12 protein-coding genes are annotated in these 15,505 nt (G+C 44.4%); all 12 read right to left on the reverse strand.

Features of this window, described 5'->3' with window-relative positions; genetic code table 11:
- Positions 1-96: 96 nt before the first annotated feature.
- The 12 genes from J2T16_RS05495 to J2T16_RS05550 all read right to left on the reverse strand — a co-directional run bounded on the left by J2T16_RS05495 (position 97) and on the right by J2T16_RS05550 (position 15,500).
- Positions 97-1,104 (reverse strand): LLM class flavin-dependent oxidoreductase, encoded by a 1,008-nt coding sequence (locus tag J2T16_RS05495; protein WP_221791217.1) that lies wholly within the window; start codon positions 1,102-1,104, stop codon positions 97-99.
- A 279-nt stretch (positions 1,105-1,383) separates the two neighbouring features.
- Complete coding sequence (locus J2T16_RS05500) at positions 1,384-3,327, reverse strand: LTA synthase family protein (RefSeq protein WP_154886202.1); 1,944 nt, start codon at positions 3,325-3,327, stop codon at positions 1,384-1,386.
- Between the two features lie 336 nt (positions 3,328-3,663).
- Positions 3,664-5,823 (reverse strand): putative PEP-binding protein, encoded by a 2,160-nt coding sequence (locus J2T16_RS05505; RefSeq protein ID WP_499017929.1) that lies wholly within the window; start codon positions 5,821-5,823, stop codon positions 3,664-3,666.
- Between the two features lie 210 nt (positions 5,824-6,033).
- Complete coding sequence (locus tag J2T16_RS05510; protein ID WP_308721924.1) at positions 6,034-7,110, reverse strand: fibronectin type III domain-containing protein; 1,077 nt, start codon at positions 7,108-7,110, stop codon at positions 6,034-6,036.
- Between the two features lie 293 nt (positions 7,111-7,403).
- Positions 7,404-9,071 carry a helix-turn-helix domain-containing protein gene (locus J2T16_RS05515; protein WP_499017930.1) on the reverse strand — a complete coding sequence of 556 codons (1,668 nt, stop codon included), beginning with the start codon at positions 9,069-9,071 and terminating at the stop codon, positions 7,404-7,406.
- Between the two features lie 110 nt (positions 9,072-9,181).
- The gene (locus tag J2T16_RS05520) at positions 9,182-10,168 is read right to left on the reverse strand and encodes an ABC transporter substrate-binding protein (protein ID WP_499017931.1); all 987 of its coding nucleotides are present in this window, start codon (positions 10,166-10,168) and stop codon (positions 9,182-9,184) included.
- Between the two features lie 222 nt (positions 10,169-10,390).
- A complete protein-coding gene (locus J2T16_RS05525; protein ID WP_221791223.1) occupies positions 10,391-10,828 on the reverse strand; it encodes an Imm8 family immunity protein in 438 nt (145 codons plus the stop codon).
- Between the two features lie 30 nt (positions 10,829-10,858).
- A complete protein-coding gene (locus J2T16_RS05530; RefSeq protein WP_499017932.1) occupies positions 10,859-11,218 on the reverse strand; it encodes an immunity protein PIM1 family protein in 360 nt (119 codons plus the stop codon).
- Positions 11,215-11,904 carry a 3'-5' exonuclease gene (locus J2T16_RS05535; RefSeq protein ID WP_221791227.1) on the reverse strand — a complete coding sequence of 230 codons (690 nt, stop codon included), beginning with the start codon at positions 11,902-11,904 and terminating at the stop codon, positions 11,215-11,217. The genes J2T16_RS05530 and J2T16_RS05535 overlap by 4 nt, the downstream gene beginning before the upstream one ends.
- A gap of 5 nt (positions 11,905-11,909) precedes the next feature.
- Positions 11,910-12,488, reverse strand: coding sequence for a histidine phosphatase family protein (locus J2T16_RS05540; protein ID WP_221791229.1), 579 nt, complete (start codon positions 12,486-12,488; stop codon positions 11,910-11,912).
- Positions 12,485-14,644, reverse strand: a complete 2,160-nt coding sequence (locus J2T16_RS05545; RefSeq protein WP_221791247.1) for a class I SAM-dependent methyltransferase — start codon at positions 14,642-14,644, stop codon at positions 12,485-12,487. Before J2T16_RS05545 ends, J2T16_RS05540 begins: the two co-directional genes overlap by 4 nt.
- 22 nt (positions 14,645-14,666) lie before the next feature.
- The gene (locus J2T16_RS05550) at positions 14,667-15,500 is read right to left on the reverse strand and encodes a phosphotransferase family protein (protein WP_221791231.1); all 834 of its coding nucleotides are present in this window, start codon (positions 15,498-15,500) and stop codon (positions 14,667-14,669) included.
- Positions 15,501-15,505 lie beyond the last annotated feature (5 nt).

The raw sequence follows: 15,505 nt of genomic DNA on the forward strand, positions 1-15,505 counted from the left end.
CCTTGTCTGCCTGTTGCATCAACAACTGCAGCCAAGTCAGCAAGGTTCCCGTCTTATCCAAACTTATATTCCCGATCCTATAGGTATAATCCTGCTTTAGTTCTGATTCAGACCGAAAGCTTCTGCAATCAGACGGAAAGAACGCAGACGTGCTTTGAACGAATGGATGGCAGACGCAATAATCACTTCATCGGCTTCGTGACGTTCAGCCATCGCAATAATTTTGTCCTTCACCTGATCCGGCGTGCCAATGATGGAGAATGAGCGGCGCTGACGAATCTGTTCGAGCTCCACCGCTGTATATGGGTAGTTATTCACTGTTTCAAGAGAAGGGAAGGACTTCTGTTCCAGTCCGCGTCCAAGTCGCAGGAAAAATAATTCATTGCTGCGAGCCAGTTCAGCGGCTTCTTCTTCTGTATCCGCACAGAAAGCGGAGACCGCAATCATGGAGTGAGGTTTGTCGCCTAGAATGGACGGTTTGAAGTGGCGACGATAATGTTTCATCGCTTCCTCTCCGCCTGGTGTTCCAAAGAACTGGGCAAATGCATAGGCAGTCCCTTGCGCCGCGGCAATCCTTGCTCCTTCCGAGCTGGACCCCAAGAGCCATACTTCGGGTACCGTTGGAACGGAAGGTCCGGCTACAAGGGAAGCAAAACGATGATCTTCAGGCAACTGCTCGTGGAAGTAACCACCAAGATCCGAAATCTGTTGCGGGAAAAACTGTACATTCGATGATTTGCCCTCATTCAATGCCCTACTAGCAATAGGCATACCTCCTGGTGCACGCCCAATGCCAAGGTCGATACGTCCAGGGTGCAAAGCTTCAAGCAAACGGAAGTTTTCCGCCACTTTATACGCGCTGTAATGCGGCAGCATAACGCCTCCTGATCCTACTCGAATACGCTCCGTATGGGCAGCCACATGGCCAATCATGATTTCCGGGCTTGAAAAGGACAACGCACCTCCGCCGTGATGCTCGGACATCCAAAATCGGGAATAACCTAGTTGTTCAGCATGTTGCGCTAACGTTACAGCTTCCTGCAAGGCATCATGTACATAGCGACCCTCACTAATGTGTCCATGCTCCAGTACACTCAATTTCATATATATTCATTCCTCTCGTCAGTGAAGTGATAGAATAAAGGTGCTTTCCTTCTTGCTTACTTGTCCATTGTAACATTAAAAATTACAGTTTCAAACTTTACATTACTTTACTCTTCATTTTCCCCCTGACATGTCGAAAAGAAAATAAAAAAACACAGCCAGTTTTTAGCTGGCTGCGTTATAGGACATTATCTCGGCCTACTTTATTTATCTACCTTACTTGTCTGGCCTGTTTATTCACCTTACTAATATGACACTGCACTATTCAACTCATTTAAATTAAGGTGCTCGTTTAGGCAATAACTTCACGTACTCATCAGACAGCTTCATCAAGCTGAGCACATGTTCGTAATCGGAACGGTACGGTTCCAGATTCGTGACTGGCTCATAGGTTTTGAGCGAGTATGCCGTTCCATCGTCAAAACCTGCACCAGGAATAAACATGATGTCATTATTCACAAATGAACCTGTCGGCAAGTAATAACGAATACCGAATGCATTGTGATCCATATTGAGCAAGTCATGCCCAAACGCTGTGAACTTCTCCTGCTTCAGCGATACGCCCATCAGATTCATGACGGTAGGCAGAATATCCAGTTGACCACCCGGCTGCTCAATCACTTGCCCTTTCGTTTGTTTCGGCGTATGAATCATCAGCGGAATATTGAATCGGCTTACTTTTCCATCGTATGGGATATTCAAGTTTTCCTGAATCTGCTGTGTAATCTCTGGTTCCTCCGGTAGTCCAAAGTGATCCCCGTAGAGCACAAGCGTTGTATTATCCCATAAACCGTTGGCCTTCAATTCGTCAATCAGTTGACCTACTGCGTAGTCTGTATAATTGATCGCTTGCAGGTAATCATGTAACAGTTTGTTTGTAATCGTCGCCGGAATTTCAATACGTGCGCGATCGGCTGGAACAGTAAACGGCGAATGGCTTGACGCCGTGATGAACTGAGCATAGAACGGCTGTTTGGCAGCCTGATGCGCAGTCATTTTTTCCACACCCACCCGATACAATTCTTCGTCCGATGGCCCAAAATCGTTGAATTTATCATTCGTAAAGCTCGGTTTATCGAAGTATCTTGTGAAACCCAGGGCGGGGTACATCTTGTTGCGGTTCCAAAAAGTTACGTCATTGACGTGGTATGTCTCGGACTCATATCCTTCTTTCGCCAGCAGTTTGGGCAGGCTTGGAAGGTCACGGTCACTATACCCGGCTGACATCGGTACAACTCCTGTAGGATAAATGGACGTATTCGACATAAACTCCGCATCCGATGTATTTCCTTGACCGATCTGTTGGAAGAAATGAGAGAAATAATAGCTTTCTTTCGCAAGATTATTTAAGACTGGCGTTAATTCTTGACCATTTAGCGAAGCGTTAATCGGAAAATTTTGAAAGGATTCCAATTGAAGCACAATCAAGTTACTGCCTTTTGCTTGACCAAAATATTTGGCCTTCACTAATGCACCGTTATCCGTTTTGTTCTGGTAGGGATATTTGCTCACCAATGCATTAATCTTGGCAATCGTTTCGTTAATATTGCCATTGGCAATGGCTTCATTTTCCTTGCTCGTCAGAATTGCCGAGGACACCTGATAGTTCAGAAAACCGAGATTTTCAGCCCGTACCAGCTCGTTATCAATCGTTTCCCCCTTGACGATAAAGCTGCCAGACAAAACGATGCAGAACGCCGCTGTAAGTGCAACACCCAGTTTGCCCCAGTAACGGCTACGATTTTTGCCAAATGTCAGGCTACTCTCCTGGTAACTGCTACGATAAGCCCCTCTGCTACGTCTGCGTCTGATCAACCAGAACGGTATAGCCAGAATAATATCGGCAAAAAACATAAAGTGTTGCGGCCGAACCAGCGGCCCGATACTTCCTCTGACCTGAGCAACCTGCCCCAGTTCACTTAACGCGGTGTACGTAGGAACCGAACTGAAGTGTGCATTATATAGCGTGGCTGCAAACAAAATCAGGGAGAACAAAACATTAAACGCCCCGTATACCGTGCGCTTCCAGCTCAGCGGTACAATTAAATCCAGCACGCATACAATGGTAAGCGCAGCGAGAGCATCGGTGAACAGCCCCACGCCCGACAACCCATTGAAGAAGAAATAACGCAGAAGCGATAACTTCAGCAGCATTAAAATAAACAAGACGGCAAATAAGGTCCGTGATGTTGACTGCTTGCTTTTATTCGTCGATGTAAACATGGTCGTTTTCAACCCTTATCTGAAATTTTACGTTCATTTTACAAAACGCATATTTCAGTATAACAGTTTTCGTGTCACTGTTCCATTGAGGTTATGCTATATAAGTAGAACTAAAATGATTTACACGGGCACTCCAAAGACAGAATAACCTTTCAATCGCTATTATCCCCAGATTTTTCTGATCCCTCTTTTCAAGGGGAAAATCTTGTGATAAATGCGACCGCTTCGCTTTTACAGTTTTTTTCTGTCTTCTCCGTTCTTGTGTAAATGAATCGTTCAACTTATAAAGACGTCCACACTGGTTCAGATGTGTTTTATTGAAGGACGGGGATGGACTCAGGCAATCGTGGATATATCCTCGTTCTTCATGCTTTGATGGTTGCGTGATGCTCGAATGACTGCCTGCGCTGCTGCAATTCGAGCCCATGGAATCTGCTCGGGTCTGCAACATACAGCCACTAACTTGATATCATGGATAAACGAAATGGACGCCGCATCTAGTATATGTTCACCGGTTATGGATGTTTTCAGATGTGGTTTGCGAATTCGCCCTTGCGTAGCTGTCATCTCCACTAAACGGCCTACCCCTTCTATATCAAAGGTATGAGAAGAACTACATTCCCTCTGGAAAGTCTCTTCGTCCACTAGCTCTCGCTCCGTTGTTTCCTCACGAGTGTTGCCGTATATAGATTGTGTCAGAGTATCTGCATCAAACGAGATAAAGTCTGCATAACGCGCGATTTGTGCTACTGTCCTTGCAGATTTTTGTGAATTAACTGCAGCCCCTACCTTATAAATACAGTGGCGTCGCTCTTCACCAAGCACCTGATCCGCTACATGATCCACCAAAGCTCTCATTTTTTGAATTTCTTGTACATGCTCCACATGCGGAATTATGATTTCGGGACGAACCCATAACCCTTTACGGATACTCTTGACCGCTGCCTTGAAAATAGCCTCCAGTTGCATTTCATGAATCTGGGATAAAATCAGTGCCGAAGCATTACTATCTTGCTCCAGCACATTTACATCCTGGAACAACTCTTGCAGCGGAAAATCAAATAATTGAATGTTCACCGGTCGTCCGTCCATCACTTCAAAAAGACATTCCATATCTGACTGCTGCATCGGCAGCAATCGTTCCAACCCACGCCTGCGCTCTGCTTCCGTATCCGCCAAGAGCATCTTCTGCATATAAGGCTTTCTGGACGGAGACAACAGCATGGTCTCGGTTACACATAACCCGATTCCCTCTGCATCCCATGCTCGCGCATGTCCAGCCTCTGATATATGTTCCACCTTGGCGAGAATGGATAAATCTTTTATGTCATCAGCCCATTCCAGCAAAACTTTCAGTTCGGGCAGCTCCTGTTGCATACACGCTGTTACATCTTCTGATCTCATTCGGAGGAGAGCTTCCTCTTTTGAAACCAGCCCCTCATGCACGAAATGAACTGCGTTTCTGATTGTAGCCAATGAACTTAATTTCGCAGGTTGCACATGTTGTATGCATACCGAGCCCGACTTCACCACGTAGGAGAGTTCTAGTACTATTCCTGTGCGTCTCTCTAGCTCCGTACAGATTATCTCTAGATCTGTATAGCGCTTTGAATTATTTCTTTTTAAGTAAGAGAGCGCATGCACCATTCCAGACTCGCTTCTTGACGGCAGATAGTCTCCTATCATGCCTTGTTCCCCCGTTGCCGGATTACGGGTGTAGACTTTCCCTGAACCTATATAATCGACATCTTTACCCTCTACCATGGCCTGTATAAGTACAGCTGACCTGCTTGTTGCTCCGTTTGCTGTTCCTTTTATTGCTTCTTCCTTTGTTTGATCCTCAAGGAGACCAGCTCTATGATTCATCTTGTTAGCAGAAGAGAACACCGCTCGAACGGCTGCTTGAAGTTGAAAAAATACATCCTGTGGAAAAGGGCTTCCGCTGATCGCCTGAATCAAACCTTTCCTCTCTTCAATCAATGATTCAAGCTCCGCTTCTCCTGAAAAATAAGGCTCTGAATCTGAAGGCTGCGCTAGTGTCATCTTATAAGGAATACCATAAATCATCTGCCCGTACCGCTGAAGTACGGCTAGATAACATTGAAGCGCATAAAAACGATTGCCTGTCTGGTGAGCGAGATGTTCGGCGGTTTCATCATTCAGACCTACGTAAGATATAGCGTATTCTTCTGATACCGAAGAAGAACCAGCCTCATCTGATCGCACATCAAACAGAAGCGGATGGTTCGGTCCTCCAAAAGATGTACCCGTTTGTTGCTCCAGATGTCGGATGGCTCTAACCAGCTCTTCCATGATTTCATCGGAAAGTTGACCAAGACGGGTACAATATGCGCGACAGCCATCCGTCGTAACGACCATTCCCGCTGGAACAGACCATCCTGCTTGCATCAGTTCTGCGAGGGCTACCCCCACACCATGCGTCAGTCCTTCCACGTCTGCACCTCTTTCTCCCAACAGCATTACCCGTTTAGTCATTGCAACTCTCCCATCTGCCGTCCATGGCTGTGATTAATTAGCAGCGTCGTTAGGCCTTAAAACAGCGCTGCCTTCACTCTAATGTTATGTTGCAGGAGCGTCTTCAAAGACTACAGGTTCAACATTTTGTGAACGTTATTCTGTTTTTTTGTTAAATTTGATTCCGTACAAAGCAAAAACTCCCTCAGCATGAGCTGAAGGAGCGCTTATTTAGTACTCGTTTACTTCAAATGTCAGAATTCGATCAAACAGAATATAGTCTTTTCGGCTTATAAATGGGCCTTTATTATTATTATGCTTATCAATGGCATATGAAGCTCGACCGCTTCCAGACTGCTTCGTTTCATACCAATTGATGTAATCATTTACTTCTTTCATACTTAGATCAAATTCTTTTTCCAAACCTGTAGTCATCGTAACCACAAGAATTGCACGGTTACTTGAAGGTTGCTCTGGTTCCGGCTGCTCCGTTGATGGTGGCTCTTCGGGAGTAGGTTCAACTTCGCCAGTGCTTTCAATAGATGCTGAAGCTTCGTTTGAACTTACACTTTCTCCAACAGGATTAACAGCTGTTACCACATAATAATATGTGGTACCTGGAGTAATATCTGCATCAGTATAGCTGGCTTGATTAACACCTGTAGCAACAGTTGTATAAGGTCCATTCATTGTCACTGACCTTTTAATTGTGTAACTTGTTGCCTTTTCTACCTCATTCCAAGTTAATCCAATTGATGATCCGTCTGGAGTTGCAAGGAGATTTAAAGGTTGGCTTGGAGGAGTAATGTTATACATTTGGAATTCTGAAACATTTACGGTTCGTGAATTAGAGTAGTTGAACAAGTTAACTTTTGCTATCCCTGTATAAGTTTTGGGAAGATAAATCAATCTTCCATCAGCCTGATTCGCTTTTACTGTAAACCAGTAAGTTGGTAAAATTGCCTTTCCACTGGAATCAAACAATCCAACGTAAATGTCAAAATCTGCTTTTACACGGATTGCATTTGCTTTAACTGTTCCATTAAAAATAGCAACTGCGTGGTCTAAAGCGGTTGAAGGTGTGTTCCACTTTTCTATAATTGCGCTCGTAGATTCATTATTATCCGTCAAAGCATTCGTAGATTTTGGCCCTTTTTCTTCGGTATCACTAAGCGTCATTACCATTCGATCCATTAATCCACCACTGTAATCTACCGCAGCATATGCATTCGAATGAAGTGCAATTCCAATTACAAAAATAAAAGCTCCTAGCATGCAACTTATCTTTTTTAACAATTTTGTCTTCACATGAATCCTCCTAAAGTTATGTATAGGATTCACTTTAAATCAAGCCATTTTCTCTGTCTAAACATAAACTTGCACATCTATAAATTTAAGCAAAATTTTTGTATTTTATTTTTTTATTGGAAGTTTGCTAGTTTAATGTTACCTCACACTAAATAAAGTAAAGAGAATAAACTCTCTTTACTTTATCACCTTTCAGCTATTAAATAACATCTTTCTAAGTAAAATTCACTTTTATTTTTTCATTTTATATACCCTTTATATTCATTGATTCGAGATTGTTTCTCTCTAGTATACTACCCTATAAACCGCAAGATATCGTCGATTTTCTTCCCATGAGAGATCACACCGTAGTTCATCCACGTCAAAAAGTCTACCTCATAAACATTACCACTCTTCACGGCAGGAAGTTGCCTCCATTCCGTTCTATCCAGCAGTTGCCGTTCCTCTCCGAAACTTAAAGAGTCACGAGTATCAAAGGTAATCAGTAGATGATCAGCCCGAAGCTGACTTAATTGCTCTAATCCAATGTCGACTCTCCGCTCATGTTGTGTCCACTGTGTCACATATTCATGAGGGTTGAGACCGAGATCCCGATAGATGACTGGGCCTACATAACCAGATTTATCACCGTAAAGTGTAATTCCCGAAGCCGAAACACGGAGAAAAGCAACCGATTCTTTGCGCATACGTCCTTGCAGATGTCTTTTGGCCTCCATGGCTTTATCTTCATATGACTCAATAACGTCCTGGACTCTATTGTTTCTGCCAAGCACGTCTGCCGCCGATTTCAAGATGGCACGCCAATCTTCACCGTCATGATTTACATAATAAACGGGTGCCACCTGCTCGAATCGATCCAAATTCCACTTTTTATATCCCATGTCCAGCATGATAAACTCGGGTATATGCTCCGCCTGAAACTCGACATCCCGCTGGCTGACGTCAAATTCGGGCACATCATCCAGCTGTAAATAATGTTGTTTGCCCCAAGCTCGATGCGAACTCTGCAATATTGGCTTTACTCCGAGCGCCAACAGAAAATCCTCCAGATAAGGAGCAAACACGCTCACCTCCTGACGGTGATGGCGGCGATACACACCAGGCGAAACTCCTGCATATTGTTTAAACCGCCGACTGAAATAATACTCATTGTTATATCCCACATGACTCGCAATATCATGCAAACGATCATCCGTTATTTGTAATAGTTGTTTCGACCGTTCGAGTCGAACCCGGTTCACATAATCAAGGGGAAGCTGACCTGTTAATCTCTTGAAATGCCGTGTATAACTTGTTCTGGAAAGACCAGCTCGCGAAGCTAACTCATCCACTGTGAGCATTTGGCTGTAATGCGATTCAATGTACTGAACGGATTGCTGGAGACGGGTCCGATCATGATTCAGTTGAAACTCTGGATCATTTTGACGAATGACATTTCGGAACCACTGTTGGAACTGAATTTGCACATCCCATACGTCATGCACATCTGAAACATACTCCTGACGATATAACTGCTCTATACACTCCAGACATGCACTCCAAGGGGTATATGTATACTCAATGACGGATATTGTGTTGTCAGGAATCGAACATAATTCATGGTTAACAGTCTGCTTCTCCAGATTGTTTTGGATCGGCATTATTTTGTCGGAACAGCTGTCTTCGGACATGGAATTCATATCCATTTTATAAAACGTCAACGCCTCTTCTTCTCCAACATCAGCTGTTACAGAGAAAGAAACATCTGCACGCACCAAACATATGGAACCCGGTTCCAGCTTTGTTTGGCCCTCAGAATACGTTAGTACGCCCCTTCCTTGCACCACAATAATAAAAGAATGAGCTTCCGTTTGCTGAACTGAATATGTTGAGCTTGTTTCCAATGTATAATTTACGTATTGTATGCGTTGTAAGGAGCAGAGCCATGGCTTGGTCATGATGTGCTGTATTGAAGCGTACATTGTGCATCCATCTTCCTTATATGAGAATTGTTATCAATTAGATTTAGTGTAAACGAAAAAAGAAAGCTCTTCAAGCCACGCTGAAGAACTTTCTCTATTCAATTCACAAGTTATGGCTTCATCTTTTCCAACAAATCATCAATCTTCATGGAATTTGCAATGACTGCTCCGGACTGCCACTGAGACCTTTCCATCATGTAGACATGTTTATTTTTAACTGCCGGAAGCGACTGCCACAGTTTTCCGTCCAACATGTGGATGGCCTCCTGATTTTCTGCGGAATCCCAGGTTCCGTTCGAGGGAAACACGATAATGTGATCGGCATCCAGACTCGGAATCGCCTCTTCGGACAGAATCTCTTGGTACTCTTTCATATCTCGTGCAAGTGGATGTGGAGTGAGTCCAAGATCAGAGTAAACAAATCCGGTATACCGATTTTTGACCCCAAATAACGCCAATCCTTTGTCTGCTACGTTTAACCTCACAACCGCAACCGTCTCATTTCCAATGGTTTGTTGTAATTTTGCTTTTGCATCTGCAATTTTTTGTTTGAATTGCTTTTCAAATGCTACCCCTTTTTCTGGCTGCCCTACAATATCGGCAATTGTCGTCAATACCTGATTGGAGTCCTGAAGAACACTCTCCGGCAGACGGTAGGTTGGGGCTACTTTGCTATATTGTTCGTATTGTGTTGCATCTACTCCACCGTCCACAATAATCAGATCCGGGTTGTATTGCAAAAGTGCCTCGATGCTGCCTGTTGTGTCAAACTTTGGCGCATCTAACTTCAAATAATCCTGTACTCCCCAAGTGGGATGATACCACTGTACAACCGGTGTAATATCCAGCGCCTTGAGATAGTCCTCGACATAGATACCCGCAATCCGCTGCGGATGAACAGGGATCGTTACTTCTCCAAATTCATCCTTTACAACACGTGTCTCGGCTTGTGAAGCTTCCGTTTCCATACTGGTACTCTTTTTGGTATCTCCCTGTTGTGCTGACGTTTCCGTCTTTGCGCTACAACCGGATATCATCATTGCAGTGAGCAATAAAAACATCAACCACCTTTGAATTCCTTTGCTCAGTCTTGCCATCATGCATTTCCCCCTATGTGTAATCTGTAGATGTCATCATGAGAACAGAATACTTTAATCTATAATGATAATCATTCTCATATAACTCTGTAGGTGAATTGTACATGATGTAGCTGTGTCGTCACAATACACATTTGAAGACTCTTTTTTATACAAACGAAGCATTCTTGATAAAAAATAACCCCTGCAAACGAATGCAGGGGCAGTTTATCTACACGTGTTTTAATTAAGACTCTCTTCCTGATGTCTTCTAATCATCTCAAGAAGCTCTTCCTCACTATTTAAGCGTACTGAACCGGTATATTCCCAATCGAAATAAGGCGCGAGATTTACGGCAATATCCTCCCACGTGTCTCCTTCGTGCTGTAGAAGTATTTGATTTATTTTATTAGTAATCAATTCAAAATCTAGCCGACTAACGATAAAACACTTCGCACCCGTTATAATATCTGAGCTCTCTTTAAGTTCTCTTTCCAGCGCTTTTGGGGTTATTATTCCAAAGTCAAAATTATACGCACCTGTGTCATCTTCAGTTCCAATACAAGCGGTACCTGACAAATAAAAGTCATCTCCAATATCTTCTGTTTCTGTGAACTCTAATTTGCCATGGATGTTAGGATTTCCTGTAATGACAATATCTTTTAGTACGGGTTGGATCATATTAGTGCACCTCATATTTCCCTAATCTCCCTACGCCTTAACGTAACCCTCATACAACCGTTCCACAAACCCATTTTGCTCGCCACCTTGTAACAAGTAACAACCGATCAATCCAAAATCATCGCTGACATATCCCGCTAACTCCGGTTCACCTGTTAAGGCCAGTGTTCGTTTAAACGCAGTCTCCCTGATCTGTCGCAACACTTCATCTTCGGCAACGGTCGAGTCGCCGGCATAGTGTTCATAGGCCTGCATCCACTCATCTGCAAAAGGGTCTTCATCACGTTGGTCCAGATATGCATCAACATCCAGTCCTTCAAAATTGCGTTCGTTCAGCAAGCGTCCATCCTTCAAATCTTGCAATAATTTGCTTACATCGCTTCTGCTCATTCCGTCACTCCCTTATACTCTTTCTTCAAATACATCTCAGGTATAACAAACCGCTTTATGTGTTTACTAGAATCTGCTATAAAATGATCTAATCCCCGTTCCTCGTATTCTTTAAGTACACATTCGAAGATACGAGCAATAATGCCACAATCCGCCAGCGCATCATGTCTGTGAATGCCTTCTGTGTTCAGATCGTAATATGCGATAAGAAAATCGGTTGAAATAACGTCCGGTACCTCTGGATGAATATATGTAAACATCGCTTTGGTATCCAGCACATGGTTAGTAAACATGGTTAACCCGAATTCTTGACAATGACGCTCCAGCATGGGCAGATCATATTCGTATCCCGCATGAGTCACGAGCACTTGATTTCCGATAAAGCTGCAGAATCGCTCGTAAACCTCTTTAAAAAGTGGAGCCTGTGACATCGCTTGATTCGTAATACCAGTGAGTTTCTCCACCGCTGCCGGAATTGGTTTGGATGAACGAACCAGAGAAGAGAAACTAGTTGCACTGGCTCCCTCGCTCCTTTTATAACGTACTGCACCAAACTGAGTGACACTCTCCACAGCTACATCAATACCTGTTCCTTCCAGATCAAATATGCAGTATGTTCTATCCTGTAGCGGTGTCACATTTAGCTCGTCCACCGTATATGTACCCGGCAAAAACGTGATTTTCACATCTTTCACTCCCACATTCGTGTAATCTGAAGCATCTTGTCAGTTTGATCCAAATCCATCCTGTAGATATCCGGCATCGTCGTGCCCTTCCAGAAATCGAAACCATAACTCAGATTATAATGCTGAAAAATAAGGGTCATGATATCACCATGCGTACCGATTACGACCTTTTTCCCCCTGTGCTCGCCTAACATTTTTTCAATGGTGTTAATAGCCCTCTTCTGAGCCTGAATACCAGACTCTCCACCTGGAAAAGCAAAGGTGGCATCACGATACAGCTGCCGCTTGGCTTCATGAAAATCATCATGTTTTACGTGGGAACAAGACAGCGTACGCTCACGTAAATCTTCCTCAATGAATACAGACTTTCCGCACAAGTCAGCCAGACGCTGAATGGTGTGTACAGCCCTGAGATAAGGACTGGAGTAAAATACCTCCACGTCCTCTTTATGCAAAAGCTGAGCGACCTTTTCCGCGTCCAAATCCCCTTGCTCAGTCAGTCCACGTTCGCGCTCTTGACCTTCGATGAACCTGGATTCTGCATGTCGCACAAAATACAAGCTTGTATAAGCTTCTACGCTCATGCATCTACTCTGCCCTTCTTCTCGATCACAATCAGACAGGTGCTGTCAGGCAAGGAGACAGGTTTACCCTTCTCATCCATAAAAATAATCCGATCTGCCAAAGCTTCGGTATACCCTTCTTGCAGGAAATGACGTAGCATGATGATATCCACTTGCTCCCCTAACGTGTCGCGTATGCATTTCTCATAGGCTTGCGGTGTGAATATACCAAACTGCTCCTGAACTTCATGTACATAGGCTTCCTCCCCCCAGGTATACGTGTACAAAAACTCCATCGCATCATTAATTGGCATAATCACCTCATTATCGGATAGACGCTCGTAACTGATCCCGCGCCCTTTAAAGTCAGTTGCATAACGTTCCAGCCAGCTTAACCCATCCGGCTCCATGAATCGAATTCGTCGTTTTTGTGACTCCGGTTCACTCATAATACCATCCCGAATAAGGATTCTTCCGCCCGGCGAGAGCACCTGAAAAGCACTTTGCAACGCAGCCGCCACCGTATCAGTATTAAATCTGCGTCCGTCACGCTCAATATATGAATACAACTCATGCAGGATAGAGGAAAAGATCACCGTATCCACTGTTCCCGGTTCCACATACTGATCCAGTTGCAGGGCATCCCCTTTCATCACATGCCAACGATGGGACTCCCGTTGCTTCTTGCGTTCCAGCGCTTCGATTACGTTGGCCGAAATATCGATGCCGATCGCTTCAACCTCGGGCTTCTCCTGCTCAATCAAATCCAGCAACACACCGCCACCCGGGCCGATATCAAGTACACGTTTGCCCACCATATAGTCAAGGAGCACTTTTTTGTAGTCTCCCGAGCTATTCATATCCGAAAGGTACGTCTCTTCGTTGTGGAACCGATCATACGCATCCCGTCGCAGGCCAAACAGATCAAATAAAAGTAGTACCGCCTGTTCGTACAACGGAGATTTCTCTGCTTCAATGCAAAAAGCAATCAATTTTTCAGCCGCAGGCGAGAATTCAAAGGTTACAAATAACGTATCGGGCAGGTCGGGATACCGTTCAATCCGATGCCCCAGATGCGGATAAGGCAACTGCTCGCCAGCGGTAATCTGTTCCCATGAATACTGCTCCAGATATTTTTCAATCATACGTTTCTTGTAAATATTTAGCTTTTTGACACCCTTATAGTCGTAATACATCGTGTTCATTAACGGTTCGAAGCTGATATGACGTATAGAGGTCAATGAAGAGTCCTTTGAATGCCCCTCTATTTCCTTCTCCCACTCTTCGCTATGAAGTGCAAGTAAAAACACCTTGACCATCTCTTTCAGCGAAAAATCCCGCATGGCTGACTCCACATACCACAATGTACGCGATGCAAGAGCAGACAGTTGTTGCTCCACAGGAAACTGTTGTTTCAGCTTGGCATACGTTTCATCCATCGCCTCACCTTGCCGGATTGAATTACTTCTTAGGCGAGATAATCGCTCCTTCACGCTCCAATCTGTATGTTCCGTTCCTGACACAATCCAGTCCACAATTTGCTCTACTTCATCCTGAACCTGCTCCCAAAGACCAGAATCAACCGCTCCAATAATACATTGGTTCAGAGCCATTAACAGAATACGAAGTTCACCACCAGTAACCCAGCCTTCAGAAATCAAAGCACGCAACGGTGTATTCTCAGCGTACGGAATTTCCCCCCGTATGTATTGCCCAATCAGTCCATGTGTTGATATTAAAATACGAATGATCTCCTGTCTCGGCGAAGCTGCCGATTCCAGTCCATTTTCTTGCTCTGTAGTATATCGATGATATAGCTGAGCCGAGCCAATATTATGTACAAACAGGTTAATTCCTTGCTGTTGCCACGTTCTGCGCTGTACTAGTGAACCCCCTTTTGCGGTTTCCGACCAGGCCAGCACCTCTTCCAGCAGTTCCCGAATCCAGAACGAAAGTTGCATTCCATCCAGCATGTGAAGTGTGCGTTCGGTGTAATCCAATACCGCATTCGTCTTCTGAAGTTCGGCAATGGAGTGAATACGCTCCAGATTAATTCGCGGCTTCTCCGCCGCGACTAACCATTGTAACCATTGCGGCTCTTGTTGCTCTTTTTGCAAATGTTGTTGTTGGGTCTTTCCTGATTTATAACGTTGAATCACTTCCAGCGCGTGCAGCATGGATTCTCCACCCTCTTTATTTTCATGATGTTGTATGAACCGTTTCATCCAGTAAGCGCAGTCTGTCCCGCACAAACTGAAGGAGATACTCCTCTTCCGAGAAAGGCAAGCTTTCGTCCAAACGTGCCGCAGCGACAGGTAACATCCAGGCATCGATCTGCTCACGCGTGATCCCGGAAAGAGCGACGTAATGCGCTATATACTGCTCCAATATCAAATTCCGAGCTCGCTCGAATCCTTCTAGAATCGCAGGTTCCGCATCGTCCGGCAGCTTGCCGCTCTTTAATATTACCCATGTCCTGGCCACATCACCCGCAGGATCACCTGCCATGCCAGTCATCCAGTCTATGACACAATGTTGTTCTCCGTCCTTGCTTAGCATTACATTATCAGGATGATAATCACCATGGCATATCGCCCGCTGTTCAGGCAATCCGGACAAATAGTGAATCAGTCGTTCGTGTTCAAGATCGGAGAAGAGCGATACGCGCAGCATCGCGTGCTCCAGAATCTTTTTCTGAGAAGGCAATGTGTTACCCTCATCCTGTATCATGTGCACTTTATAATGAGTTGCCGCCATGATGTAGGATAGATGCTCCAGCCATTCCGGTTGCTGAATCATCAGCGATAACAATGTTGTTCCCTCAAACCGCTCAAATACAATACCCGTACGTGTAGCATGATGCATCTGTTTCACAGCTCGAGGAACGGGCAACCCCTTTTCATATACCCACTGACTCATGCGATATTCATTCTGTACCGCTTCTCCTGAGAACCCTGTCCGGTATAATTTTAAAATAAGATCATCTGCATAATGGTAAATCTCCGCCGTTCTTCCTTGTCCAATCAGCTTCATCTGCT

Source organism: Paenibacillus intestini (assembly GCF_030803945.1).
Classification (GTDB): domain Bacteria; phylum Bacillota; class Bacilli; order Paenibacillales; family Paenibacillaceae; genus Paenibacillus; species Paenibacillus polysaccharolyticus.